The sequence below is a fragment of the Haladaptatus caseinilyticus genome, assembly GCF_026248685.1.
GTDB lineage: Archaea > Halobacteriota > Halobacteria > Halobacteriales > Haladaptataceae > Haladaptatus > Haladaptatus caseinilyticus.
In genome coordinates this window covers 2,422,889-2,448,133 of record NZ_CP111036.1, presented here as the reverse complement: position 1 = coordinate 2,448,133, position 25,245 = coordinate 2,422,889, and the positions used below count along the sequence as shown (strand labels likewise).

The window sequence follows — 25,245 nt, the reverse complement described above, 5'->3', positions numbered from 1 at the left end:
CGTAGGGTCTAAATCATCGGTTCGAAAGTACAACGATACGAGCGAACAACGAATCGTCGCACGGTTCCTCGCGGAACACGAAACGGACGCCCCGCCAGCTTCTCGATCGTTCGACCTCGCGGGGAAATCAGAGACGCAGGGTAAAACTGTGAATCGAGTTGTTCTCGATACCGATCGAGTCGGTTCGAAGCGGTTTTTTTGACAATATATATTTCACCTATCATTTACCACAGACAGCTATCGTCCTCGAGAAACGGGACAAAAATCCAACAAGCGTCCTGCTGATTATCACAATCGATAGGTGAATCGAAAGGATTAACCTCGATTTGCTTATCCATGAGTATATATGAATACTTATGTGTCGAGGCGCGGATATCTACGTCTCGCTAGCACGCTCCCAGCAACTGGTGCGCTCGCCGGTTGTCTCGGTGGCAGACTCGGTCGGTCACCGATTCAACTCGGTGCAGTCCTTCCGCTTTCGGTAGATGGTTTCCTCGGAACCGTCGCCGAACATCACCAACGAGCGGTCGAACAGGCAGTCGCCGACGTGAATCGAGCGGGTGGACCGCTCGGACGTGAAATCGAACTGATGGTCGAGGACACGGAACTCAACCCGAAGCGGGCACGGAAGGCGCTACAAACACTTTCCGATGCGGGAGCGATTGGATTCGTCGGCCCCGTCGTCACTGACATCTCGATGGTGCTTGCGGATGAACTTCCGAAAAAAGACATGTTCGCCGTCAGCCCGTCGAGCACGCATCCAGCGCTCGCGAGCGCGGGAATGTCCGGCGGGACGAAGTTTTTCGGTCGAACCGCGGCGAACGATATCCAGCAAGCACTCGTGATGGCGAAAGTACTCAATAGCGACCATTACGTGGGGGCAGATACGGTTGCCACCCTGTACGTGGACAACAGTTTCGGGAAGGGACTCGCGGACACCATCGAATCCAACGTTTCCGGCGATGTAGTTGCATCCGTACCGTTCCCGACGGACCGGGAAACGTATTCGATGCAAGTAGCAGAGATCGTAAACTCCGGAGCGGATGCGGTGGCGTTCGCCAGCGAACCCGGAAATACGACCGTACTCGAACGTCTGACGGAAAGTTCCTACGGAGGTGAGTACGTGCTGAGCGAGGGGCTTATTCCGACCGAGATACCCCCGCATCTCGACGGGATGTACAGTGCCTCGGTGGCCGCCACGAACACGACTGGTGCCATCGAACTTCGTCAGAAGCTCCGCGACATCGCGCCACTCGCACCCTACACGCAACACGCCTACGACGGGCTTTTCCTGATGGCACTCGCGATACATCAGGCCGGAACGGCGACCGCAACCGCGATTAGCGACAATCTCGTTTCCGTCTCGGGCGGCCGGGGACAGACCGTTTCGGTCGACGACTTCGAGCGAGCCACGACGCTCCTCGACGCTGGGCGGGACGTGAACTATCAAGGTGCATCGAGTTCGGTCGATCTGAACGCGAACCTCGAACCGCTCAATGCGTATCTCATCGGGCAAGTGGACGGGGCCACGATTGCCGAACTCGAACTCCTCAGAGCGTCCTTTTTCGAAGGGAGGATGGACTGATGTTCGAGCCGGACGGCTCCGGGGGCGATTCGTTCAGAGAACGCATCGAGGGATCGTTGCCGATGCGAATCAGGAGAAGCTATGCGGCGAAGTTCGGAGCGGTGTTGTTCACGATACTGGTCCTCATCTCGGCGATCGGCTTCTACATCCACTTCGACACCAAGCAACTCGTGCAGGACGAAAACCGGATGGAGATAAACAACGCCGCGAAGGGCGAGGCGGAGGCACTGCATAAATGGGTCACGAAGAAGCGTTCGACGACTCGCTTCCTTGCGGAGTCGCTATCCGCAAATCGGACCGACGCACAACGACAGGCACTCGTCGAACGGAAACTCATCGACCTTCCGAACGACGTGCAGGCGATTCACTACATTGATAAACGGAGCGGAACGGTGCTCGCCAGTACGACCGATGAATTGGTCGGAACGACACCTTCCGAAACCGACGCCGCGTGGGCGAACGAATCGCTGTCGTTCTCCGGCTCGGACTCCGTCCAACTGATGAAACCATACGAGGAGAACGGAGAACCGGTGACGGCGTTCGTCGCCCCGACCGACGAACCGAACCGGATCGTCGTCATGACGACTTCGTTGACACAGCGTTCGCACGCCCTCTCGTCCCCGATTGCGACCGGCGACATCACCGTCGTCGATGGAGACGGAACCGTGGTTCTCGACAATCAGAACGCCCGTGTCTTGACGGACTATGGCAACGTCGCGAGTGCGGCTATCGCGGATGGTCTCTCCGGAAATAGTGACATCAAGCGAGTGACCGGTGCGAACGACAAGTCGGCCGTTATGGCGTACACGCCCGTCATCGGGACGGACTGGGTACTGCTGTATCAGGTTCCGATCGATTCCGCGTTCGCACTGCAAACGCACGTCACACAGAACATCGGCGTGCTCGTGGCGATGGCGGTGCTCATGCTCGTCGTCGTTGGATTGTCCATCGGTCGGGGAACCGCACAGTCGCTTGCAACCGTCTCGAAGACGGCGGACGAGATTTCCGCCGGACGACTCGACGCCGAACTCCCGCAAACGAAACGCGAGGACGAAATGGGAACGCTGTTCGGTTCGTTCGAGTCGATGCACGAGTACCTGAACACGGTTGCCGATCAGGCGGACGCCCTTGCCAGAAAGGAGTTCGACGCACCGGTGTTCGAAAAGGAAGTCCCCGGCGAGTTTGGCGAGACGTTGGAGGAGATGCGCCACGACCTCCGGACGATGGTGACCGACATCGAACGGGCCCGCACCGAAGCCGAAACGGCGCAGAAGGAAGCGGAAGCGTCGCAGGCGAAGGCGGTTGAGGCACGGCAGGAGGCCGAGCAGCTCAACACTGCGCTTCAGCGAAAGGCGAACGAGTTCAGCACCGTGATGGGCGAGGCTGCCGACGGCGACCTCACTCGACGAATGGCGACCGAGAGCCCGACACAACCGATGACCGACATCGCCCGCGAGTTCAACCAGATGATGGACGAACTCGAAGCGACGATACACGACGTTCACGAGTTCGCGGAAACCGTCGCGGCAGCGAGTCAGGAAGTGACGGCGAGCACCGACGAGATAGAACGAGCGAGTCGCCAGGTGACGGAATCGACACAGTTGATGTCCGAAGGGGCAGTCGAACAATCCGAGCGTCTCGAACACACTGCCGGGGAGATGAGTGAACTGTCCGCAACGATAGAGGAAATCGCGGCATCCGCTGATCAGGTAGCCGAATCGGCGCGCCACTCCGAGACGCTCGGACAGGACGGCAGGGAAGCCGCTCAGGCGGCTATCGAGGAGATGGCGGCCATCGAATCGGGAACCGAAACGACGGTCGAACACATCGAAGAGTTGGAGTCGGAAATCGTGCGTATCGGTGACGTGGTCGAACTGATTCGGTCCATTGCCGATCAGACGAACATGCTCGCGCTGAACGCGAATATCGAGGCGGCGAGCGCGGATGGCTCCACCGAGGGCTTCGAAGTCGTTGCGAACGAAGTGAAGGAACTCGCCAACGAAACGAAAGAGGCGGTTGGCGATATCGAACAGCGCATCGAAACGGTTCGTACGCGGGCCGAAGTGACGGTCGAGGACATCCGGAAGACGCACGATGCCGTCGAAGATGGTGTCGTGACCGTTCACGAGGCGCTGGAGTCGCTGGAAGCGATCGTGAACAACGTAGAGGAGACGAGCGTTGGCGTCGAAGAAATCAACGAGGTGACGGACGAGCAGGCGGCGACGACCGAGGAGGTCGTCGCCATGGTAGACGACGTGAGCCGAATCGGCGACGAAACTGCGGAAGAGGCTGAGGATGTTGCGGCCGCGGCCGAGGAACAGACCGCTTCCCTCGGTGAGGTATCCCAGAGTGCCGAATCGCTCGCCCGACAAGCCGAGTCGCTTGCAGCAACGGTTGACGACTTCGAAGTCAGTCGTCGCGAGGATGCGGACGATTCGGACGATATGCTGTAGTACCGGCTCTTTACTCTTCTCCGACGCGACAGCGGTTTTGGATTACCGCCACCACCATCGATTTGAGGTTCCGAACGACACTTCTGTTATGCACGAACGAGCCAGCGAGTTCGAAGAGCGCGCCCAAAACGAGTTCGGCTTCGACGTGGACGTTCACGAGTTTCCCGAAGGGACGAAAACCGCAGAGGACGCCGCAAATGCGATCGGTTGTGACGTGGATCAAATCGCCAGCAGTCTCGTCTTTCGTACCGCTGAAGATGACCTCGTCGTGGTCGTCACCAGCGGCGGGAACCGAGTGAGCGAAGAAAAACTCGCGACGTTGCGCGACCTCCCTGAAACCAACGTCGGGATGGCCGACGCCGACGAGATTCGGAAAACAGTCGGGTGGTCGATTGGCGGCGTGCCGCCGTTCTGCCACGACACCGACCTGCCCGTCTATCTGGACGAGACGCTCACGGAGTTCGAAACGGTGTGGGCGGCGGCGGGAACGCCACAGGCCGTCTTCCCGATCATGCCCGAGAAGTTGGGCGAGTTGTCGGGAGCGACGGTTGCCGACGTGAGCGAGTGAGAAAGAGCAAGCGAAACACCGATTTTCACCCCGTCACAAATTTTCGCCATGACTCTCCTCGAAACCGGATTGCTGGTGGTTCTGGACGTTAGCCTCGGAATGTGGCTCGGGGCAATGGTGTTCTTCTCGTTCATCGGCGCGCCGACGACGTTCGACGTGTTGGACACCGATGCCGGACCGGTGGTGAACCGGGCAGGGCGGTTTCTCGCGCGTTGCACGCCACGCGCGAGTCGCGTCCGGGGAAAACGACGCTCGACACTGGCACATCGATTATCTGTTGGGTAGTTCCGAATCACGATTGGCTGACGACGTCCGAACCGCCAGGAACGACGTCGAGTGTAAGGTCGCTCAAACACTCGATACGGAAGTGCAGCGGATCTCGGGAATCGGGGCGTCGGACTGCGACTGTGCTACGCATCTCCATTTCGCACTCGAAAAAGACGCACTCGAATCGGCAGTTCGCGACGCGCATAAGATGGCAGAACACTGACCATCACGAGCGGGACGGCGGACACTACTTTTAATCCCGTTGCCGACGGATTCTCAAGCGATGGGTGACCGCGTACTTTCGAACCTTTTCTCGCCGTCGCGTGTCGCAGTCGTCGGCGCGACGGAAAGCGAGGGTTCCATCGGTCGTGCTATCGTGACGAACCTACGCGAGGACTTCGACGGGGAGACGGTGCCGGTGAACCCGAACTACGACGACGTGTTCGGGCTGGATTGCTACCCGGACCTCGCGTCCGCGCCGGACGTAGACCTCGCGGTGGTGGTCGTTCCGCCCCACATCGCGGTCGATGTAGTTCGCGACGCGGGCGAGGCGGGCGTGCAAAACGTCGTCGTCATCACCGCCGGGTTCGGCGAGACCGGGAGCGACGGTGCCGAGCGAGAACGGGAGTTACAGGAGGTGGCTGAGGAGTATACCATCAACCTCGTCGGCCCGAACAGCCTCGGGGTGATGAGCACCCCTCTCGGTTTGAACGCGACGTTCGGACCGGAGAACGCCCTGTCGGGGTCGATGTCGTTTATGAGCCAGTCGGGGGCGTTCATCACCGCCGTCCTCGACTGGGCCAACGACGAGGGACTCGGCTTCAAAGACGTCGTCTCGCTCGGCAACAAAGCCGTGTTGGACGAAACCGATTTCGTCCGGGCGTGGGGCGACGACCCCGACACGGACGTCATTCTGGCGTATCTCGAAGGCGTCGAGGACGGCGGTGAGTTCATCTCGTCCGCTCGCGAGGCGACCAGCAACACGCCGATCGTGATGGTCAAATCCGGACGAACCGACGCTGGAGCGCAGGCCGTTTCGTCGCACACCGGAACCTTGGCGGGAAGCGACCGGGCCTACGAAGCCGGACTCGAACAGGCGGGCGTCCTTCGGGTGGACAACGTCGAAGAACTGTTCGACTTCGCCCAGATTCTGGCGGGGCAACCGCTTCCCGAACGCGACGACGTGGCAATCGTCACGAACGCGGGGGGACCGGGCGTGATGACGACCGACGCGGTAGGCGATTCGAACCTCTCGCTCGCCTCCTTTTCGGAGGAAACGCTGTCCGAACTCTCCGACGCCATGCCCGAGGAGGCGAACATCTACAATCCGATCGACACGATTGGAGACGCTGACATCGACCGCTTCGCGGAGGCAATCGACCTCGCGCTTGCCGACGATACCGTCGGCTGCGCAGTCGTGCTGTCGGCACCAACCGCGGTGCTCGATTACCGGGAACTCGCCGAGGTAATCGCTGACCTGCAGGTGAAGCACGGAAAACCGGTCGCATCAGCGATGATGGGGGGCGAACGAACTGCGGACGCGAAGGAAATCCTGCGCGAGGACGGGATTCCGAACTACTTCGACCCGGCCCGTGCGGTGCGAAGCCTGGAGGCTCTTGCCACGTATCGGGACATCAGCGGACGCGAGTACGAGGAACCGACCCGGTTCGAAGTGGATACCGAGCGCGCAAATGAAATCCTTTCTCGTGCGAAGGAGCGTGGTGACAACCGACTCGGCGTGGAGGCGATGGATCTACTTTCAGCATACGGAATACCCACGCCCGAAGGTACCATCGCGGACGCACCGGAAGACGCGGTGGCTGCCGCACAGGATATCGATGGTGATGTCGTGATGAAAATCGTCAGCCCAGACATCCTCCACAAATCAGATATCGGCGGCGTAAAAGTGGGCGTTCCGAACGAGGAGGTGTACGACGCTTACGAAGACTTGGTGACCCGGGCGAGGAACTACCAACCGGACGCGACGATTCTCGGCGTGCAGGTGCAGGAGATGGTGGACCTCGATTCGGGTACGGAGACCATTATCGGGATGAACCGTGACCCGCAGTTCGGACCGCTCCTGCTGTTCGGTCTGGGTGGCATCTTCGTGGAAATCATCGAGGACACGACGTTCCGAGTCGCACCCGTGAGCGAACGCGAGGCCCGGGAGATGGTGAACGACATCGAAACCGCACCGCTGCTTCGCGGAGCGCGAGGACGTGACCCCGCGGACGTCGAGAGCATCGTCGAAAGCATCCAACGACTCTCACAACTGGTTACGGACTTTCCAGCGATTCTGGAACTGGACGTCAACCCCCTCGTTGCTACGCCCGACGGCGTGCAAGCTATCGACATTCGACTGACCGTGGACACCGACGAACTATGAACACGATACTCGTTACTGCAACCGAAGAAAGCACAGGCAAGACTGCCGTCGCCCTCGCTCTGGCGCGACTCGCACAGGAGCGGGGACTGTCGGTGGGCTACATGAAACCGAAGGGGACCCGGCTCCAGAGCAACGTCGGCAAGACATTGGACGAAGACCCGATGCTGGCCCGCGAACTACTCGGGTTGGATGCGGAGATGCACGAACTCGAACCCATCGTCTACTCGCCGACGTTCATTCAGCAAGCGATTCGAGGCCGCGAGGATCCGGACGAACTCCGCGAACAGATCCGCGAAAGTTTCGACTCGTTGGCCAAGGGGCACGATTTGATGGTGGTCGAAGGCGGCGGTGAACTCACCACCGGCGGAATCGTCGAACTCACCGACCCTGACGTGGCTGAACTACTGGATGCGTCGGTACTGCTCATCTCGCGATATCGAAATGGAAGCGACGTTGACGACCTGCTCGCCGCGGTTACCGACGTGGGCGACCGACTCGATGGCGTGCTGTTCAACGCCGTCGAGAACGCGAACTTCGACCCCTTGGATACCGACGTGATTCCGTTCCTCGAAGGACGGGGTATTCCGGTTCTCGGCGTCGTTCCGCGCCGACGGGAACTGGCGGGCGTGACGGTGGGGCAGTTAGCTACCGAACTGAACGCCGACGTGCTGACGGGGGCCGATACGGACGCCTTCGTGGAACGCTTCCTCGTCGGCGCAATGAGCGGCGACAAGGCGCTTCATCACCTCCGCCGGACGAAAGACGCAGCCCTGGTCACCGGCGGCGACCGTCCGGATTTGCAGACCGTCGCGCTGGAAGCACCCGGCGTAAAATGTCTGATTCTGACCGGTGGATTCCGCCCTCCCGGAGCGGTTATCGGAAAGGCGGAGGAGAAGGATGTCCCAATCCTGCTCGTGCAGGGCGACACGTTGACAGCCATCGAACGCGCGGAGGACGTGGTTCGCAGCGGCCGAACCCGTGACGAAGAGACGGTCGAACATATGCGGAGACTGCTTCACGACCACGCCGATGTGGATGCACTGCTCGACGACGCGGACAGCGATTCGACGGAACCCGAAGAAAGCGGAAAAAGCGGAGAGTAACATGCCCGGGGACGGGGATGGTGCGACCACTCGAGACACTGACGTGGTCATCGTCGGGGCCGGTCCGGGTGGTTGCGTGTTGAGCTATCTCCTTGCAAGAAGCGGCGTCGATACCGTCCTGTTGGAGCGTCATACCGACCTCGACCGCGAGTTTCGGGGGTACTTGTTTCAACCACTCGTCCTCCGACTGTTCGACCAGATGGGAGTTTTAGACGACGTTCGACTGCTCGACCACGACGAAGTCCGCCGACCCCTCCTGACGGTGTTCGGCCATCCCTACGAAGTCGTGGATTTTTCTCGACTACCGAAACCGTACGATTACGGCATTTTGATGGAACAACCGCCACTACTTCGTCTACTCATCGACCGGTCGAACGAGTTCGAAAACTTCGAATTCCATCCCGCGACGACCGTTACCGACCTCCTGACGGACGGTGGTGACGTGGTCGGCGTGACGGCGACCGACCGCGGACACGACGAAACGCTCGAACTGCACAGCAGCCTCGTCGTCGGTGCTGACGGGCGCTATTCGACGGTTCGAGAGGTTGCCGGAATCGACCCCGGTCTGTTCGACTCGCAGGTGGAACTGCTGTGGTTCAGGCTTCCTGCGGACGCCGTCCACTCGGCCGCACAGGGCCGTATCGAGAGCGACGGAATCGTACTCTACTTCGGACTGGGTGAGGAGGAGGCACAGGCCGGATGGTTCATCCAGAAGGGGGCGTACCCCGAAATTCGAGAGCGTGGAATCGACGACCTCCGCCGACGGATCGGTGCCGTCGAACCGACGCTCGCCCGTCATCTCGTAAGCTTCGACCAGTGCTCACTCCTCCACATCGAACCCGGACTGGCCGAGAGATGGGTGTCCGATGGCTTGCTACTGCTCGGCGACGCGGCACACGTCGCCTCGCCAGTCGGCGGACAGGGGAACGGACTGGCGATTCAGGACGCGGTCGTCGCCCATTCGACGATCGTGGGCGCACTAGATGGAGCCGACGGTGTTATTCCAGCGGCGCGACTTCGCCGGTTCGAATCGATTCGACGGCCGGCCGTCGAAGAAGTGGTGCGACTCCAGCGACGGGGTGAACGAGCGTTATCATGGTACGTCCTCAATCACGACTCGATTCCGGGGTGGGTCGCCGCGCCGTTCGCTCGGTTGCTGTTCGCGGTGGCCCCGAAAACACCCGGTTTCCGGCGGGCGTGGGAGACGTTCGCGCTCGGTGCAGAGGATGTTTCCGTGGAGGACGCGCCGTTCACGTCGTGATCATCCCTTTCACGGTGGTTGCTTCCCGTGCTCGCTCGAACGCCACGCCGATATCCTCCAACGCCCGTTCGAAATCGACGATGCCTTCGACATCGACGATGCCGTCGGCCAACAACTCGACAGCCGCGCGATACGTATTCCGGTAGCGAAACGAGCCGAACATATCGAGTTCGTTGTCGATGATTTTGCCCGTGTCCAGCGGCACTTCCGCGTCCTGCGCGAGGCCGATGAGGACGACGGTTCCACCGCGTCGAACCGCATCGATGGTCGAGCGAATCGCTGGCTCCGAACCGGAGGCTTCGATGACGATATCGACACCCTCTCCGTCGGTGTGTTCCGCGACTGCATCGATGAGGTCCGTCCCTCGAACGTCGAACGTTGCGTCCGCACCGCGCGACTCGGCTACCTGCAGCTTTTCGGGCACCACGTCGGAGATGAACACCTCGGTCGCTCCGGCAGCGCGCACTACCTCCATCGCCAGCAGACCGATTGGTCCACAGCCAGTGATGAGAACGGAATCGCCGACGCCGACGTTGCCACGGCGGGCGGCGTGAATCCCGACGCTCAGCGGTTCACAGAGCGCGCCTTCGCGCAGCGACACCGAATCGGGAAGCCGATAGGCGAAGTCGGCGGGCCACGCGACGAACTCGGCGAACGCGCCGTTGTCCGGTGGGGTCGCCATGAACGTCACGTCCGGGCAGAGGTTGTACTCCCCGCGTTTGCAGTGTTCGCAGCGACGGCAGGGGACGCCGGGTTCGAGGGCCACACGCTCACCCGGCTCGAAATCGGTGCTTTCGCCGACTGCGGCCACCTCGCCCGCGCTCTCGTGACCGAGGACGAGCGGGGATTCGACCACGTAGTCACCGATTTTCCCGTGCTCGTAGTAGTGGACATCCGACCCACAGATGCCGATTTCACGGATGTTGACCAGCAGTTCGTCCGGTTCGGGTTCGGGACGCTTGCGCTCTTCGACGCGGAGCGTTCCCGGCTCGTCGAGGACTGCGACTTGCATGGTAGTTCGATTGTAGCATTCGAAGGATACTGAACGTTGAGACTAATCCCCAGTTCCGGGCGTTTCTCCGTAAACGAAACCTACTTCCGACGTCCTGACTGACTAGTCAGTTAATGGGCCAGCGGAACGAATCGTCGGATACTCGTGAATCGATCATGCGTGCTACCTACTGCGCGCTTTGCAAACACGGGTACGCCGATTTGACGATGCAGGATATCGCGGCGGAGTTCGAAAAGAGCAAATCGCTCATCCACTACCACTACGAGACGAAAGAGGACCTCTTCGTCGCGTTTCTGGATTATCTGCTCAACCATTTCCGCGATCACATCGATTCCATCGAGAGTGATGATCCGGCGGAGCGCCTTCGCCGACTACTCGAACTCTTCCAGTCGGGGCCGTCCGACGACGAGAAGCGCGATTTCCACGTCGCGCTTCTCGAAATCCGGGCGCAGGCACCCTACAGCGATGCCTACCGCGAACAACTTCGACGGAACTCGGACGACCTTCACGAACTCGTCGCCGCCATCGTGCGAGAAGGTATCGAAAACGGCCGGTTCGACGAGATCGATCCCGACGAGGCCGCCACGGTTCTGCTGGCGGCGACAGACGGGACGCGGATTCGAAACGTGACACTTGGCGGGGATGACGACGGTGAAGCCATCGATGGGTTGCTCGCTCGGTATCTCGGCTGGGAGGACGCGGAATGAGCACGAAAAACTTCGACGTCGATCTGACCGAGGGTGAACTGCTTAAACCATTGCTCGTGCTCTCCTTCCCCATCGTCCTCTCGCAGTTGATGCAGGTCGCCTACAACCTCGCGGACACGTTTTGGGTCGGCCGTCTCGGACAGGACGCCGTGAGCGCGCTTTCGTTTTCGTGGCCGCTCGTCTTCCTCATGATCTCGGTCGGTGGCGGGTTCACGGTTGCCGGAACAGTGCTCGTCGCCCAGAACAAGGGTGCGGGCAATCACGACCGTGTGGACCACATCGCGGGGCAGACGATCGCGTTCGTCATCGCGATCGCAGTCGGCTTTTCCGTTCTCGGGTGGTTTCTCGCGCCGACGCTTCTGTCGCTCATCGGGACGACACCGGGCACGCGGATTCATACCTACTCGGTCGAGTACACGCGGACCATCTTCCTCGGCGTGTTTTTCATGTTCGGGTTCTTCATTTTTCAGGCGCTCCTGCGCGGGTGGGGCGACACGAAGACGCCGATGTATCTGATGGCGTTCGGTGTCGTCATCAACGTCGTCTTGGACCCGTTTTTCATCCTCGGATTTCAGGGCAACCCGCTGTTCGGGTATCTCGGGATGCGCGGACTCGAGACCGCGCTGTTCGATGCCACCGGTTTCACCGGGTTCGGCGTGCAGGGTGCGGCATTCGCCACCGTCCTCTCACGTGGTGTCGGTGCCGTGGTCGGGTTTGCCCTCCTGTTCTCCGGCAGAGTTGGCATTCATCTTTCACTGGACGATCTGCGACTGCGTACCGAGTCGGTTCGAAAGATCGTCGAAATCGGAGGACCCACGAGCATCGAACAGAGCACTCGTGCACTCGGTATCACGGCAATGACCGCTCTCGTCGCGCTAGCCGGAAGTGACGCGGTCGCGGCGTTCGGTATCGGCAACCGACTCACGTCGCTCGTCTTCCTACCCGCACTCGGACTCGCACAGGGAACCGAAACCGTGGTCGGCCAAAACCTCGGTGCCGAAAAGATCGAACGAGCGAAACGTGCGGTCTATCTCGCAACCGGAATCATCACCGCGGTTCTCGCCGTCATCGGCACGATAGCGTACGTCTTTGCGGAGCCTATTACGAGCGTTTTCATCACCGGTGAGGGATCGAGACGGGTCGTCGAAATCGGTGGCGACTATCTCCGAATCGTCGGTCCCACGTTTTTCGGTATCGGTGTGTTCAGAATAGTCTCCGGTGGGTTCCGGGGAAGTGGGAGCACGCGGGTGGCGATGATACTCTCCATCCTCTCGCTGTGGGTGTTCCGATTGCCGCCCGCTTACGCGTTCGTCGAGTGGTACGACAGGGGTGCGATGGGTATCTGGTACGGAATCGCGTTGTCGAACGTCTTGACCGCGGTCGTTGCCGTCGCGTGGTTCCTTCGTGGAACGTGGACCGATTCGGTCGTCGAACCGTCGAAGAAACCGACTGTCGCCGACGACTGACGTGAGCGTACTGATTTTTGTCCTACCGTGTTGGAAGGGTGTCCCGACGTTCGAAGTCAGCCTGTTTGTGCTCCGAAGGGGAAACGGAACTTACGGCCCGGAAGACGGTTTCCGGGTCGCGAGTCTTCCGCCAGTGCCAACGCGTCGTGGCGATGAGTGAGAGTTTTCGCAGGGTTCCGAGGGTCGGTTCCGTGGAGAGAACGTCGTATCCCTGTGTACGAATCACGCGATGATAATCGGCGTAGAGAACCGCCGAAACCAAGACGGCGAACTGGCAATCTTCGGGGAGGAACTGGATGCCAGCGACCCCATCACTGTATAGCGATTCCGCTCGATGGAGTTCGTCACGCATCGCGTCGGCGAACCCCTCGGAAAACTCGAAAGACCCGATTTCCCCGTCGGTGACGCCGTATCGGGAAAGCGTCGTTCGTGGCAGGTAGATTCGGTTGCGGTCTTCGATGTCTTCGCGCACGTCGCGGAGGAAGTTGGTCAGTTGGAACGCCTCCCCCAGCGCCGTCGCGTGTGGCAGGGCACGTTCGGCGTCTTTAGGATTCATTATCGTCGTCATCATCCGACCGACGGCGGCCGCGGACCCTCGCATGTACGTTTCGAGTTCGTCGTAGGTCTCGTATCGCGATTTGGTGATGTCCGATTCCATGGCGTCGATGAAGAGTGTAACCTCTTCGTCCGAGATGCCGTGGGATGTACGGAGTTGTTGAAATGCTTCGAGGACCGGGTCGTCAGGTTCGACGGTTCCGAGCGCTTGCGCCCGGAACGATTCGAGTTGCGCCTTCTGCTCTTTGGGTGGTATGTCCGCTGCGTCGTCGACTACTTCGTCGCAAATCCGGAAGAAACCGTACAATACGTACGTCGGGTGGCGTACTCGCTTCGGCAAGAGTCGCGTGGCGAGGTGGAACGTCTTTCCAGTCCGTTGTTGTATCGACTTTCCCGTCCGTACGTGTGTGTCCTTCATTGCATGTGCGCCCCGAGAATAGTAGATGGTACGTCGGTAGTCTGAAAAAAGACGATGCCAAACCAGTTCGGGTACCGACGGATTCAAATCATCAATCGACTTTTCTCCGTGAAATTTCGTGTGGAAATACCATGATAAAATTGATACGCTGCTGGTCACTACGGCTGTGTAACGATGAATCGACGAACGTTCCTCGCGGCGGGGGCAGTCTCGGTCGCTGGATTGAGTGGCTGTCTCGGACTAGGTGGGGGTTCGGGAAAGAACAGCGACGGATACGAGACGGTCGAAGAGTATGGACAACAGGTCCCACTCGCACCGCTTTCCGATACGTATCAGTGGTACAAGAACGACAGCGCGCGATTCGTGGACGCCCGCGGTAAGCGACAGTACGAAACATCACACATCAAGGGTGCGGTGCTCAGTCCCGCGCCTGATGGATTGAAACAGAACGACCCGGTCTCGTCCTGGTCGAAGGATCAGAAAATCGTTTGCTACTGTGGCTGTCCTCACCATCTCTCTTCGATGCGCGCGGGCAAACTGATCAAAAACGGGTACGAAAACGTCTACGTCATCGACGAGGGCTACTGGGCATGGCACGAGAAAGGGTATCCGATTCGTGGACAGAACACGGAAGCATCCCCCAATGCCTACATCATCGACGGAATCGCCGACCCGGCGTTCGTCGGCGAGACTGCATGGGCGCGTCATCTCGCATCCGGTCAAAAGGAGGCGACCGACATTCTCGGGGACGGGACCTACTCGCTCCGAATCAAGTTCCACGACGTAACGCCGGATAGCGTGCTCTCCGTCCAGACGCCGGAATACGAGGTTGAAGGAACCATCGGCGAACTATCCTCTCACGTCGTCACCGGATAACGTCACTTCCTGACGATGTCGTTTCTGAAGGTTTATATCCACTACGGCGAGTGAACGATACTCAATGATACGGTGCAGTCAGCGAGAGTGCGGTTGGGTTGCCGTCGCCCCCTCGGAGCAGGCGGCATGGAGACAGTACGAATCACACCTCTTGCGCGAACACGTCGAAACGGTCGAGATGGAGATGGATATTCCGGACGGCTACGTACAAGTGCGAACCGACGACGACGAATGGGAGACGATGACTCCCGAGGAAGCGCGACAGTTCTACGACGAGTGAACCGCGGATTCCCTGTCCGTCGGGTCCTCTAATTCGCCGAGGACGGCTTCGAAAGCGTCCGTCGCAGTCACCACCCCGACGACTTCCTCCCCATCCAGTACGAGCGCGAGTTCCTGGTTTTCAGCTTGGAACAGGTCGATTGCGTCGGCAACGCTGGTATCCCCCGCAATCGACATCGGTTCGTGGGCGATATCGGTGAGCGATATCTCTCCCGCTCTGAGTGCGTCGTACTGGCTCACAACGCTCGGTGTGTAGACGATTCCGCGATATTCGTCGAACGATTCGCCGATGACAGGGAACCGAACGAGTGGATTCGCTTCCATTCGTTCGAGGTTTTCTTCGATACTGTCGTTGGTCGACAGTGCGACGATGTCTTCCCGAGGGACCATGATATCCCGAATCGGAACCATTTCGATCTCCATGGCGGCTAAGATCTCCTCTTCCCGTTCCTCCGAGAGGTGGTCCACCTGGCTGAGCACGTCACCCATCTCACGGTGGAGGTCGGCACGACTGACGATTTCTCCACCTGCGCCGCCGTCCTCACCCTCTTCGGCCTCCGTCCACGACCGCGTGATTTTGACGCCGAACAGACCGAGCAGTGCTTTGGCGACTTTGTCGGCGACGACGATGACGGGGTACAGGAGCTTCGCCCACCAGTAAAGCAGCCCGGAACCGTGTCGTGCGACGAATTTCGTTCGCTCAATGCCGAGGTAGGTCGGCGCTTGCTCACCCACGATGACGTGGAGGAGGTTAATGAGGCCCAGCGCCAAAATGGCCGAAAGGGCATGTGTCGAACCCTGCCCCAGTCCGACGGCCTTCACGAGCGGCGTGAACAGTTTCGCAACTGCAGGCTCCGCAACGACACCCAGTCCGACGCTGGCGATGGTAATACCGAGCTGACAGCCGGACAGATAGATTTCGAGACGGTCGGTCATCTCCCACGCTCGTCGAAGACCGGATGATTCGCCGAACTCCTGTTCGTCGAACTGTCGAACCCGCGTCATGGCGAATTCGATAACGACGAAGTAAGCGTTCATCAACAGGAGAAACAGGCCACCGAAGGCACGAAGTATCGTTACGACATCTACCATTGGGTGGTTCTCTTCCGTGAACCGTCCTAACTCTGGTGGGCACCTGGATACCGGAAACGTTCTGCAATAATGACGCTATGATAACATAGGAGAGTAGAATCGTTTGCAAATGCAGGCATTTATAAATTAGAGAAGTAGAATAATAGAAATAATTATATCTGGTGAACACATGTTCCGTGTTGAGTCGCAACAAACACGGCGGTCATTTCTGAAGATTAGCGGAACAGTAATGGGTGGCATCGCGGTTGGGACCACGGTAACCGCGGCGAAATCCACGGACCGTTTTATCGTCAAATCGAACACGGTTTCCTCGGCCGATCTCGAATCGAACGGCGTCGAAGTCGTTCATGACCTGAGTGCTGTCGACCTGCTGGTCGTCAGCGGACTACGGCCGAACCCTCAACAAGACGATGGCCTACGCACGTAGAAACGGGATGCTCGTGGTCACGGCCGCAGGAAACGACGCTGCCGATCTCCAGCACGATGGGAACGTCATCAGCGTGCCCAACGAAGCGTCGAACGTCATGAGCATCAGCGCGACCGGTCCAATCGGATTCAACTGGGGCGACGAGGGTCTCGAAGCGCCGACGACGACCCCGGCAAAGTACACCAACTACGGAACGAACGCCATCGATATCAGCGCGCCCGGCGGAAACTACGCTGCCGGGTTCCCCGAAAACTACTATTACGACCTCGTCTTCAACACGATTCCAACGTGGATGGGAAGCTATGCGTGGCTCGCCGGAACGAGCATGGCGTCGCCGCAGGTCGCCGCCGCCGCCGCGATGGTCAAAAGCGTCAATCCGAACTACAACGCGAACCAGATCCGAAAGACGCTCCGCAACACTGCCGACCGCGTCGGTGAGAAAAAGTACCACGGGAAGGGCCATCTCAACACCGATGCAGCAGTGCGCGAATAAGTAACAAACGGTCATTTCGACTGCTTTTTTACTGCTTTGCTTTCGGTGATGTGTCCGATCGTTTCTCGTATGCGAAACCTGAGCGACCGCTCTCCGGACTTATGTCTCACCAGACAAAACAAACCACTATCTTTTTGCCAATGCTGTTAGTAGGATTCTAACAACAGCAATGGTTCGAACGTACTACAAACACGGAGGGCGGTTGTGAGCCGTCTGGACCGGATTTTTGCGAACGTAACGGCCCACTCGCGAGTGATAATCGCCGTACTACTCCTTCTGACCGTCCTCGTCGGAGCGGGCGCACCGATGATAGACCAATCGTCGTCCTTGGACCAGTTCCAGAGCGACAGTGAGGCGGCAGAGAAACTGGATTACATCGATTCCAACTTCACCACGGGGCGGGAGAATACGACGGCGGTGCAGGTGATCGTCCGCGGTGACGATGTGCTGTCGAAAGAAGCGTTGGTGAACTCGCTCCAGTTCCAACAGCGACTTCGTGAAAACCAAACGGTCAACGAGACGCTGGTGTCGGAAAACCCGACCAGCGGTGTGGCGAACGTTATCGCAATCAGCGCGATACAACAGGAGAAGGTATCCGAAATCCGTTCCGATGGTGCACGACTCCAACAGCGGAGTCAACGACTGAACCAGACTGCGGCACGATTGAGCGAGGCGCTGAACCGGACACGGGACCTCCAAGCGCAGTACGACCAGCTAAATGCCTCCCGGCAGGCCGGGGACATCGACAACGAAACGTATCGCCAGCGGGCGACCGAGATCGAATCCCAACTACAAAGCGTACAAGCGAACGCGACGACCGAACTCTCCGGGAATCAGTCCGAGACGTTCAACAAATCCGCACAGCAGGCTCGCGACTTGCAAGCACGACTCGATCAAGTGAACGCCTCCTACCAGCAGGGCAAAATCAACCAATCGACCTACCAGCGACGTGCTGGCGAGGTCCGGTCGCAGTTCGAACAGGTGTACAAACTCGGCACGCAAGGCGTGCTGGCGGAGGAGTACGAACAACTCCAAAAGCGGAGTGAGAACCTGCAAGCCAAGCAGGAAGGTCTCAAGAACGCCTCGCTTCCGTCGCTCTCCCGCCAAATCCAGCAGTTGGAGTCGATGAACCAGTCACAGGTCGATAGCCTGGCGAAGTCGGTGCTTTCCGCGAACTCCAGTTCCGGTGGGATGGACGGCCAAGCACTGGCATTCATGCCGACCTCCTACGAACCCGGTGTGACTGACGCAAACGCGACGATGCTCATCGTCTTCCAAGAACAGGGCGGCCAGTCGATGCAACAGGGACAAGCCTCCGATACGCTCGTCGCCTCACAGTCGGCTATCCAATCGGTCGCAAAGGAGGAATTCGACCGGGAAGCGGTCGTCTTCGGAAGCGGCATTATCAGCGAAGAGATCAACCAATCGATGGCGGACAGTCTGGCCATCGTCGGTCCGCTCGCCCTCCTGTTCGTCATCCTAACCCTGCTCGTGGCCTACCGCGATTTACTCGACATTCTGCTCGGCGTCGTCGGTATCGTCTTCGTGTTAGTGTGGACGTTCGGCTTCATGGGCTGGGTCGGTATCACCTTCAACCAGATGTTCATCGCGGTACCGGTCTTGCTCATCGGGTTGTCCATCGATTACGCGATTCACGTCTTCATGCGCCATCGCGAGGAGCGAGAGGAGAATCCCGACATGGGCGTTCGCGGTTCCATGCGCGTTGCCCTCGTGAGCGTCGGCGCGGCCCTGACGTGGGTGACTGCGACGACGGTTATCGGTTTCCTCTCGAATCTGGTCAGTCCGCTTCCACCGATTCAGGACTTCGGTATCGTCAGCTCTGTCGGTATACTCGCGGCCCTGCTCGTCTTCGGCGCGCTGATTCCCGCGCTGAAGGTCGAACTCGATTCTGTTCTCGAATCTCGTGGCTTCGACCGCGACAAGCGCGCGTTCGGTACCGGCGGTGGCGCACTGGCACGTGCCCTCGCTGTCGGTGCAGTCGCGGCACGAAAGGCTCCACTCGTCGTCATCCTCCTGACCGTGGTCGTGAGTGCTGGCGGTGCCTACGGCGCGACGAAAGTCGATACCAGTTTCTCACAGGAGGACTTCCTCGCAGAAGACCCACCGGGGTGGACGAAGGAACTCCCGGAGCCGTTCAAACCAGGCGACTATTCGGCGAAGAAGCATCTAGACTACGTGAACGATAACTTCGTTCGCGAGGACTCGCAGGCACAAATCCTGATACAAGGAAGTGTAACACGGGACGACGCGCTCGAACAGCTACAGCAGGCCCGTCAGAAGGCCGCGAAAAAGGAACCGACCCTCGTCCTTTCGAACGGCGAGCCCGAGGTTACGAGTCCGATTTCGGTGATGCAAGGGGTTGCAGCACAGAACCAATCGTTCAACCGAACGTTCGTTTCGGCGGATACGGACGGTAACGGCGTCCCCGACCGGAATCTGAAAGCCGTGTACGACAAACTGTACACGGTCGCGCCCGACCAAGCCGCGAGCGTCGTTCACCGCGAGGACGGCGAGTATCACGCACTCCGGATGTCGATTTCGACGAAGGGAGGCGCGTCGAGTGCCGCAGTTACCGAGCAGATGCGTGACGTGGCTGGCTCCTTCGACAATCTCGAAGCGACCGCAACCGGACAGCCAATCGTCTTCGAAATCGTCCAAAAGCAGCTGCTCGACACGGTTATCCAGAGTCTCGTCATCACGATGGTCGCAGTCTTCGTATTCTTGATGCTCATCTACCGCATCACGGAGGGCAGTGCGGCCCTCGGTGCCGTTACACTGCTCCCCGTCGTGTTCAGCGTGGCGTGGATTCTAGGAACGATGTACCTCATCGGGATGCCGTTCAACATCCTCACGGGCATGATCACGAGCCTCACCGTCGGGCTAGGTGTCGCCTACAGTATTCACCTGTCCGAGCGATACAACGTGGAACTGGAACGCCGTGGCTCCGTCTGGGAGGCGATGAACGTCGCACTCGCCGGTACCGGCGGTGCACTGCTCGGCAGTGCGGCGACGACGGTCGGTGGCTTCGGCGTCCTCGCGTTCGCCATCCTGCCCGCACTCCAGCAGTTCGGCATCATCACGGGACTGACGATCATCTACGCCTTCATCGCCAGCGTGCTGGTGCTTCCCAGCCTGCTCGTGGTCTGGACACGATACTTCGGACCCGGCGCTCGTGGGACCATGGAGACGAAACCGGCGACCACGACATCGGGGGAGGATTGAGATGGACGAATCAGACGCCATCAAGGCACTGTCGGACCTCGGCTTGTCGAACTACGAGGCCAAGGTGTTCGTCGCGCTCCAAAAATTAGGCACGGGAACTGCCCGAGATATCAACAGCGTCACTGATGTTCCACGGTCACAGGTGTACGGTGCGGCCGAGACGCTTCAGGAACGTGGTCTGGTGGAACTCCAGCAGTCGAAGCCAATCCAGTACCGCCCGGTGAGCCTAGAGGCTGCGAAATCGCTCCTGAAGGAGCGATTCGAACGAACGCAGGAACGGGCGTTCGAGTACTTGGAAACCGCACAGAACGAGTTCGTTGACGGTGACGAGGAACGGGAAGACGTATGGTCGGTCGATGGCCGTGACGCCGTCAGCAGTCGTATCGAGCAACTCATCGAAGCGGCCGAGTCGAGAATCGTTTTCGCCGTTCACGATGCCTCCCTGTTTACCCGTCCCCTCGCCGACGCGTTGCGAGAGCGTGCTGACGCCGGGGTCAGTATCCTCGTCGTCAGTGACGATGCGGACGTTCACGACCGGTTTGATGACGTTCCGGTTATCGAAATGCCCGACGGCCCGGCGGAACACCGAGCTGGACGAGTGTTGGTCATCGACGGCGATACGGTTCTCATCAGCGTTCTCGGTGACGAAGAGTCCGCCATCTGGAGTTCCGAGACCGGTTTCGCGGCGATTCTCAGTCAATTCATCGACGCGCGGCTCGAAGGTGCGACGCGGAACTGACGCCGATACACGTTTTTTGCTCCGGTAAAAATCGTCGAGTATGGGGCCGAATCGTCGTTTAGCCAGAAACTTGCTGTCAGAATCGCGTGCATATGGCTACACGCTCTCAGTCTGGGGAGGTGGCGGATTGTTGCTGTCACGGGTTGGAACGCCGTCCGCGCTCGAAGTGTTCGCCTACGTCGGCGGCGGGGTTGCGGCCTTCGGCGTGCTCGCACTCGGGGTATTTGGCCACCTATCCATCGTTCCTGATGAAGATCGGAAAACGAGGGCAACACCGCTAGTTCACGTCGTTGCGACATTGGGTAATTTACTGATCAGTTATCTTCTCCTGTTCGTTTTTCACGGGGGCGCTGCCTACCTCATCATCGGCGTACAGACGACGTTTACGTACAACGTTCTCCTTTTGTTCGAGGGCCACGTCGCGGAGTGGGCGAGCTGATTTGCACGACGGTTAACTATCACGACACCGAATCGTTCGGTATGCCGTGGTATGCCGTCGAAGCCCTGGACGATGCGATCGAGGCCACGAAGGAACTCTTGCTCCCCGTCGAGGTTCGAGCGTGGCTCAAACTCAGCATCATCGTTCTCTTCCTCGGTGGAACGAGCATCTCACCACCAACGGGTGGCAAAAACTATCAACTCTCGGGTGAATTCGGGGGGCCGTTTCCGGATATCCCGATTTCGATGGACACCCTCATTACGTTCACCGTTGCTATCGTCGCAGTAGCGATACTCCTCTGGGTAGTCTTCGCTGGTGTCGGGTCGCTGATGGAGTTCGCGTTCGTCGAGTCGCTTCGCTCGCAGGACGTTCACGTCCGTCCGTATCTCCGCCGATATTTCGGGCAGGGACTTCGTCTCTTCGGGTTTCGACTCGTCCTCTTCACGCTCGTTCTTCTCCCGATAGTCGGATTTCTACTCGTTTTTATCCCATCGATACTCGACGGTTCGAGTAGTCTTGCTCTCGGCGCCCTGTTCCTCTTCTTGCCGGTCGTGGTAGTACTCGGACTCTTCGTCGGGTTGGTGGACGGGTTGACGACGAACTTCGTCGTCCCGGTAATGGTGCTTCGCGGTGGCGGCGTCGTAGCTGGTTGGCGTACGTTTTGGCCGACGCTTCGACGAGAGTGGAAGCAGTATGGTGTGTACGTGTTGCTTCGGTTCGCTCTCAGCATCGCCGCAGGAATCGCCGTCTCCATCGTCGGTGGAATCCTCAGCTTCGTGGCTTTGATTCCGTTCGCAATCGTCGCTGTCGGGCTATACATGACCGCCGGGTTTCCCGTGCCGCCAGCAATCGTATCGAACACGCCACTGTTGGTTTCGTTCGGCCTGGTCGCTCTCCTCTACATCCTCCTACTGGTGTTCGCCTTCGCCGTCATTCGAGTACCAGTTCAGACGTATCTCCGGTATTTCGCGCTGCTCGTACTCGGCGATACGAACCATGAACTCGACCTCATACCCGAACTGCGAGAAGAGGTCCGCTAAAGCTTCGAGTCGAGTTGTCTACCGACTGCATCGTCGCCGACGGGACCACAATCACGTGCGAGGTGAACGAGCGGTGCATTCTCCATCCTGAGCCATTCCCCTTCGCCGTCGCTGGCTACCGTGACGGAGCGCTGCGTTTGCGGAAGCCCGTTGGCGCGCGTGCCATCGGTTCGTTCGCGGACGCCCGCCATCTGTAGCGGACGGGCAGGCTCCTCGGTAACGACGAATCGATAGTGGGGTATTTTCGGGTCGTGCTCGCGGAGTGCGTTCCGATATCCACGAGCGAGTTCGGCAGCGCGGGACGCATCGTCGTGACTTTCGAACTGATTTCCCGTTAGCGGCATCGGACACTCACCGGAGTCCGCACAAACGACCGAAAATCCACCCTGACCGCTTTCGACCGCTAATGCTTCGATTTTTCTGCGTGTCTGCCGGAGGATGTCGTCCATGTTTAGGCTAACCTAATTTAGGTTTAGGCTGTCCTAAAAAGGTTGCGACTCATTCCGTGAGCAGTGAGAGCAGATGGGAAGAAAGGCGTTTGTCGAGCGGTTCGTTGGCGTTTCCACAATGTGGCGATTGGATGCAAGACGGGCATCCGGAGTCGCAGTTGCAGTCGCGAATCATCTCGCACGTATTGCGCATGAGCGACTCGACCGTCTCGTAGCCTTCGCGGGTGAGACCGACACCGCCTGGATACCCGTCGTAGATGAAGATGGTACTCACACCGGTGTGTGGGTGTACCGGCGTGGAGAGGCCGCCGATGTCACGACGGTCACATAGCAGTTCCAGCGGAAAGAGCGAAATCATCCCGTGTTCCGCGGCGTGAATCGCGCCGTCGAACTCCCCGTCCATGGCGCGGAGTTCGCGCTCAACATCGTCCGGTATCGTGAAATAAAGCGCCTTTGTCCGGAGCGTGAGTTCCGGCAGGTCGAGTGATTCGCTTCCGAGCGTCTCACCGCGTTTCGCGTCCCGCCGCTCGAACCCGGTGATACGTTTTCTCATCGTCACGTCGGCGAATCGTACGATACAGTCGGACCGAGTCGAGAGTGTCTTTTCGTCTACATCTTCTTCGACCGTAATCCCCTTCTCGTGGAGCGTTTTCGTGTGGTAGTCCGCCCACGTGGGGGACAGTTCTGCCACGTCCTTCGTCAAATCCAGGTCGACCACCTCGTACGACTGCCCTTGGTGATGATAGATGGCACCGGGATGGGCATCGTTCAGTGCGTCGCTGAAGGGCAATGAGGAAATAACATCGTCACGGGAGCGGTCGAGCAGGTCGATTTCCCGCTCGTCGATCGTTCGCAGGCTCATTTCGTGCTGTGGGCTGCCATCGCCATCGAACACCCAACGAACGCCGGTATCCGTCCGTCGGCGTTTCAGTTCGCCATCCGATTCGAGATCGGCGACGAGACCGGGAAACTCCTCGCCAAAGTACCGCTCGTCGTCGGGCGAAAGCCACGATTCGCGAGCGGCGGATGTAACGTGGTCCGGTAGCAGTTCTTCGTTTCTCGGATTTGCCACCGCTCGTTCAGGCTCGCCCGAAAAGAATTCGTCGGGATTCCGCATCAGGAACTGGTCTAACTGATCTTCGCCGGCGACGAGGGTGACGAGGCAGGCGTCAGTTCCCCGACCTGCTCGCCCGGCCTGCTGGAACGCCGCCATCCGCGTCCCGGGATAGCTATCGAGCAAAACGGCATCGAGACCGCCGATATCCACGCCGAGTTCCAGCGCGTTCGTGCTCCACGCGCCGCGAACGTCGCCGGAGTGGAGTCCCGACTCCAGCTCCTGTCGCCGGTCGTTTCGAAGCGCGGCTTGATACGCCGATATTTCGGAGGCGGCATCCTGTTCCCCTCGCCGCCGGAGTTCGTCCGCACTCTCCATCGCGTAGCGTTCCGCGGCCTGTCTGGCTCGGGTGAACACCAACGTTTGATAGTCCTGAGTGACGAGGTCGGTGAACAGTCGCTTCGTCTCGCCGTGACTCGACTTTCTGCGTCCACTACCGCGATTTTCGTCCTCGTATTCCGGAGGATTCCACAGCACCCAGTGGGTCGGGCCCGTCCGACTCGTGTCGTCGTCCACGAGGTGAAACGTCGGTTCGGGGTGGCCGGTGACCGCACTGGCGTGTTCGACCGGATTACCGATAGTCGCCGAACAGCAGACGAACTGCGGGGATGAATCGAACCGGTCGCAGATCCGCGCGAGCCGTCCGAGGACGAGTGCCACGTGACTGCCGAAGACGCCGCGATATTCGTGTACTTCGTCGACGACGACCGTCTCCAACCCCTTGAAAAACCAATCCCAGAGACGATGGGCGTACGGCAGGAGGGCATAATGAAGCATATCGGGCGTCGTGAGTAGGACGGTTGGATGGCGGTCACGGACCGCTCGTTTCTCGTTTTTGTCGAGTCGTCCGGTGTACTGGTCTACCGAGACCCGACTGCCAAAGCCCAGGTCGCGAGCGAGTTCCGACAAGTTCTCCTCTTGGTCGTTGATGAGGGCATTCTGTGGAGCGATGTAGAGGGTTCTGCCCCCATGATCCATCGCCCGTTCGAACGCCGGAATCGTGTATGCGAGGCTCTTGCCACTCGCGGTTTGGGTGGCGATGACGATGTTTTTCCCCGCCCGGAACTCTTCGACGGCCTCGGCTTGATGCCGGTAGAGTCGGTCGATGCCGCGGTTCGCAAGGGCTGATTCGAGACGCGATTCGAGGGAAATTGCTCGAAACTCGCCATCGTGACCGGGAATCGTCTCGTGTCGAGCGATTTGCCCTTCGTAGTACGGTCGCCCGCGAAGCCAGTCGATTGTATCCTGCACTGAGGAGATGTTTGGGGTGGAA

Annotated in this window: 22 protein-coding genes and 1 pseudogene; 18 read left to right on the top strand and 5 right to left on the bottom strand. The window is 59.4% G+C overall.

The annotated features are described in order from the left end of the window. The first annotated feature begins 346 nt into the window (after nucleotides 1–346). From OOF89_RS13250 to OOF89_RS13215, 8 genes and pseudogenes are all read left to right on the top strand, one after another. Nucleotides 347–1,585 carry an ABC transporter substrate-binding protein gene (locus OOF89_RS13250; protein WP_266076961.1) on the top strand — a complete coding sequence of 413 codons (1,239 nt, stop codon included), beginning with the start codon at nucleotides 347–349 and terminating at the stop codon, nucleotides 1,583–1,585. Continuing rightward, nucleotides 1,585–4,038, top strand: coding sequence for a methyl-accepting chemotaxis protein (locus OOF89_RS13245; RefSeq protein ID WP_266076959.1), 2,454 nt, complete (start codon nucleotides 1,585–1,587; stop codon nucleotides 4,036–4,038). Before OOF89_RS13250 ends, OOF89_RS13245 begins: the two co-directional genes overlap by 1 nt. Before the next feature lie 88 nt (nucleotides 4,039–4,126). After that, nucleotides 4,127–4,606, top strand: coding sequence for a YbaK/EbsC family protein (locus OOF89_RS13240; RefSeq protein WP_266076956.1), 480 nt, complete (start codon nucleotides 4,127–4,129; stop codon nucleotides 4,604–4,606). A 48-nt stretch (nucleotides 4,607–4,654) separates the two neighbouring features. Then, on the top strand, nucleotides 4,655–4,891 hold the full coding sequence (locus OOF89_RS13235) for a DUF4149 domain-containing protein (protein ID WP_328517179.1): 237 nt from the start codon (nucleotides 4,655–4,657) through the stop codon (nucleotides 4,889–4,891). Beyond that, a pseudogene (locus OOF89_RS13230) lies at nucleotides 4,857–5,096 on the top strand (DUF123 domain-containing protein); the annotation flags it as partial. The gene OOF89_RS13235 and the pseudogene OOF89_RS13230, both read left to right, overlap by 35 nt. A 60-nt stretch (nucleotides 5,097–5,156) precedes the next feature. Then, nucleotides 5,157–7,259, top strand: a complete 2,103-nt coding sequence (locus OOF89_RS13225) for an acetate--CoA ligase family protein (RefSeq protein ID WP_266076954.1) — start codon at nucleotides 5,157–5,159, stop codon at nucleotides 7,257–7,259. Continuing rightward, nucleotides 7,256–8,362, top strand: coding sequence for a phosphotransacetylase family protein (locus OOF89_RS13220; protein ID WP_266076952.1), 1,107 nt, complete (start codon nucleotides 7,256–7,258; stop codon nucleotides 8,360–8,362). The genes OOF89_RS13225 and OOF89_RS13220 overlap by 4 nt, the downstream gene beginning before the upstream one ends. A 1-nt stretch (nucleotide 8,363) precedes the next feature. Further along, nucleotides 8,364–9,623, top strand: a complete 1,260-nt coding sequence (locus OOF89_RS13215; protein ID WP_266076949.1) for an FAD-dependent monooxygenase — start codon at nucleotides 8,364–8,366, stop codon at nucleotides 9,621–9,623. Here OOF89_RS13215 and OOF89_RS13210 read toward each other — a convergent pair. Next, on the bottom strand, nucleotides 9,613–10,635 hold the full coding sequence (locus OOF89_RS13210) for an NAD(P)-dependent alcohol dehydrogenase (protein WP_266076947.1): 1,023 nt from the start codon (nucleotides 10,633–10,635) through the stop codon (nucleotides 9,613–9,615). The two genes, OOF89_RS13215 and OOF89_RS13210, sit on opposite strands and share 11 nt — an antisense overlap. 113 nt (nucleotides 10,636–10,748) lie before the next feature. Here OOF89_RS13210 and OOF89_RS13205 point away from each other — a divergent pair, with 113 nt between their 5' ends. Both OOF89_RS13205 and OOF89_RS13200 read left to right on the top strand, forming a co-directional pair. Next, entirely contained in the window at nucleotides 10,749–11,342 is a 594-nt protein-coding gene (locus OOF89_RS13205) for a TetR/AcrR family transcriptional regulator (protein WP_266076944.1), read from the top strand. After that, nucleotides 11,339–12,808, top strand: a complete 1,470-nt coding sequence (locus OOF89_RS13200) for an MATE family efflux transporter (RefSeq protein ID WP_266076942.1) — start codon at nucleotides 11,339–11,341, stop codon at nucleotides 12,806–12,808. The genes OOF89_RS13205 and OOF89_RS13200 overlap by 4 nt, the downstream gene beginning before the upstream one ends. Nucleotides 12,809–12,830: 22 nt before the next feature. Here OOF89_RS13200 and OOF89_RS13195 read toward each other — a convergent pair whose 3' ends face one another. Beyond that, entirely contained in the window at nucleotides 12,831–13,781 is a 951-nt protein-coding gene (locus tag OOF89_RS13195) for a phytoene/squalene synthase family protein (RefSeq protein ID WP_266076940.1), read from the bottom strand. 174 nt (nucleotides 13,782–13,955) lie between these two features. Between OOF89_RS13195 and OOF89_RS13190 the strand changes: the two genes are divergently transcribed. Both OOF89_RS13190 and OOF89_RS13185 read left to right on the top strand, forming a co-directional pair. Continuing rightward, complete coding sequence (locus OOF89_RS13190; RefSeq protein WP_266076938.1) at nucleotides 13,956–14,657, top strand: rhodanese-like domain-containing protein; 702 nt, start codon at nucleotides 13,956–13,958, stop codon at nucleotides 14,655–14,657. A gap of 64 nt (nucleotides 14,658–14,721) precedes the next feature. Next, nucleotides 14,722–14,937, top strand: a complete 216-nt coding sequence (locus OOF89_RS13185) for a hypothetical protein (protein ID WP_266076935.1) — start codon at nucleotides 14,722–14,724, stop codon at nucleotides 14,935–14,937. Here the strand turns inward: OOF89_RS13185 and OOF89_RS13180 are convergent. After that, on the bottom strand, nucleotides 14,925–16,028 hold the full coding sequence (locus OOF89_RS13180; RefSeq protein WP_266076933.1) for a CNNM domain-containing protein: 1,104 nt from the start codon (nucleotides 16,026–16,028) through the stop codon (nucleotides 14,925–14,927). The two genes, OOF89_RS13185 and OOF89_RS13180, sit on opposite strands and share 13 nt — an antisense overlap. A gap of 169 nt (nucleotides 16,029–16,197) precedes the next feature. Here OOF89_RS13180 and OOF89_RS13175 point away from each other — a divergent pair, with 169 nt between their 5' ends. The 6 genes from OOF89_RS13175 (at nucleotide 16,198) to OOF89_RS13150 (ending at nucleotide 22,409) form a co-directional block, all read left to right on the top strand. After that, nucleotides 16,198–16,455, top strand: coding sequence for a hypothetical protein (locus tag OOF89_RS13175; protein WP_266076931.1), 258 nt, complete (start codon nucleotides 16,198–16,200; stop codon nucleotides 16,453–16,455). After that, entirely contained in the window at nucleotides 16,439–16,948 is a 510-nt protein-coding gene (locus tag OOF89_RS13170; RefSeq protein WP_266076929.1) for a S8 family serine peptidase, read from the top strand. Before OOF89_RS13175 ends, OOF89_RS13170 begins: the two co-directional genes overlap by 17 nt. A gap of 204 nt (nucleotides 16,949–17,152) precedes the next feature. Continuing rightward, the gene (locus tag OOF89_RS13165) at nucleotides 17,153–20,191 is read left to right on the top strand and encodes an MMPL family transporter (RefSeq protein WP_266076927.1); all 3,039 of its coding nucleotides are present in this window, start codon (nucleotides 17,153–17,155) and stop codon (nucleotides 20,189–20,191) included. Nucleotide 20,192: 1 nt separating this feature from the next. Then, nucleotides 20,193–20,930, top strand: a complete 738-nt coding sequence (locus tag OOF89_RS13160; protein WP_266076926.1) for a TrmB family transcriptional regulator — start codon at nucleotides 20,193–20,195, stop codon at nucleotides 20,928–20,930. Between the two features lie 40 nt (nucleotides 20,931–20,970). Beyond that, nucleotides 20,971–21,369: a hypothetical protein gene (locus OOF89_RS13155; protein WP_266076924.1), complete on the top strand. Its 399-nt coding sequence runs from the start codon at nucleotides 20,971–20,973 to the stop codon at nucleotides 21,367–21,369. 41 nt (nucleotides 21,370–21,410) lie between these two features. Then, complete coding sequence (locus tag OOF89_RS13150) at nucleotides 21,411–22,409, top strand: DUF7544 domain-containing protein (RefSeq protein ID WP_266076921.1); 999 nt, start codon at nucleotides 21,411–21,413, stop codon at nucleotides 22,407–22,409. Here the strand turns inward: OOF89_RS13150 and OOF89_RS13145 are convergent. Beyond that, nucleotides 22,406–22,858 (bottom strand): DUF7552 domain-containing protein, encoded by a 453-nt coding sequence (locus OOF89_RS13145; RefSeq protein WP_266076918.1) that lies wholly within the window; start codon nucleotides 22,856–22,858, stop codon nucleotides 22,406–22,408. The two genes, OOF89_RS13150 and OOF89_RS13145, sit on opposite strands and share 4 nt — an antisense overlap. A 49-nt stretch (nucleotides 22,859–22,907) precedes the next feature. Then, nucleotides 22,908–25,223, bottom strand: a complete 2,316-nt coding sequence (locus OOF89_RS13140; protein WP_266076915.1) for a DEAD/DEAH box helicase — start codon at nucleotides 25,221–25,223, stop codon at nucleotides 22,908–22,910. Nucleotides 25,224–25,245: the final 22 nt, after the last annotated feature.

What these genes read in the sequence shown, in the direction of transcription:
- OOF89_RS13250 (WP_266076961.1), top strand. Translation starts at nt 347, where the DNA reads ATGAATACTTATGTGTCGAGGCGCGGATATCTACGTCTCGCTAGCACG.
- OOF89_RS13245 (WP_266076959.1), top strand. Translation starts at nt 1,585, where the DNA reads ATGTTCGAGCCGGACGGCTCCGGGGGCGATTCGTTCAGAGAACGCATC.
- OOF89_RS13240 (WP_266076956.1), top strand. Translation starts at nt 4,127, where the DNA reads ATGCACGAACGAGCCAGCGAGTTCGAAGAGCGCGCCCAAAACGAGTTC.
- OOF89_RS13235 (WP_328517179.1), top strand. Translation starts at nt 4,655, where the DNA reads ATGACTCTCCTCGAAACCGGATTGCTGGTGGTTCTGGACGTTAGCCTC.
- OOF89_RS13225 (WP_266076954.1), top strand. Translation starts at nt 5,157, where the DNA reads ATGGGTGACCGCGTACTTTCGAACCTTTTCTCGCCGTCGCGTGTCGCA.
- OOF89_RS13220 (WP_266076952.1), top strand. Translation starts at nt 7,256, where the DNA reads ATGAACACGATACTCGTTACTGCAACCGAAGAAAGCACAGGCAAGACT.
- OOF89_RS13215 (WP_266076949.1), top strand. Translation starts at nt 8,364, where the DNA reads ATGCCCGGGGACGGGGATGGTGCGACCACTCGAGACACTGACGTGGTC.
- OOF89_RS13210 (WP_266076947.1), bottom strand. Translation starts at nt 10,635, where the DNA reads ATGCAAGTCGCAGTCCTCGACGAGCCGGGAACGCTCCGCGTCGAAGAG.
- OOF89_RS13205 (WP_266076944.1), top strand. Translation starts at nt 10,749, where the DNA reads ATGGGCCAGCGGAACGAATCGTCGGATACTCGTGAATCGATCATGCGT.
- OOF89_RS13200 (WP_266076942.1), top strand. Translation starts at nt 11,339, where the DNA reads ATGAGCACGAAAAACTTCGACGTCGATCTGACCGAGGGTGAACTGCTT.
- OOF89_RS13195 (WP_266076940.1), bottom strand. Translation starts at nt 13,781, where the DNA reads ATGAAGGACACACACGTACGGACGGGAAAGTCGATACAACAACGGACT.
- OOF89_RS13190 (WP_266076938.1), top strand. Translation starts at nt 13,956, where the DNA reads ATGAATCGACGAACGTTCCTCGCGGCGGGGGCAGTCTCGGTCGCTGGA.
- OOF89_RS13185 (WP_266076935.1), top strand. Translation starts at nt 14,722, where the DNA reads ATGATACGGTGCAGTCAGCGAGAGTGCGGTTGGGTTGCCGTCGCCCCC.
- OOF89_RS13180 (WP_266076933.1), bottom strand. Translation starts at nt 16,028, where the DNA reads ATGGTAGATGTCGTAACGATACTTCGTGCCTTCGGTGGCCTGTTTCTC.
- OOF89_RS13175 (WP_266076931.1), top strand. Translation starts at nt 16,198, where the DNA reads ATGTTCCGTGTTGAGTCGCAACAAACACGGCGGTCATTTCTGAAGATT.
- OOF89_RS13170 (WP_266076929.1), top strand. Translation starts at nt 16,439, where the DNA reads ATGGCCTACGCACGTAGAAACGGGATGCTCGTGGTCACGGCCGCAGGA.
- OOF89_RS13160 (WP_266076926.1), top strand. Translation starts at nt 20,193, where the DNA reads ATGGACGAATCAGACGCCATCAAGGCACTGTCGGACCTCGGCTTGTCG.
- OOF89_RS13155 (WP_266076924.1), top strand. Translation starts at nt 20,971, where the DNA reads ATGGGGCCGAATCGTCGTTTAGCCAGAAACTTGCTGTCAGAATCGCGT.
- OOF89_RS13150 (WP_266076921.1), top strand. Translation starts at nt 21,411, where the DNA reads ATGCCGTGGTATGCCGTCGAAGCCCTGGACGATGCGATCGAGGCCACG.
- OOF89_RS13145 (WP_266076918.1), bottom strand. Translation starts at nt 22,858, where the DNA reads ATGGACGACATCCTCCGGCAGACACGCAGAAAAATCGAAGCATTAGCG.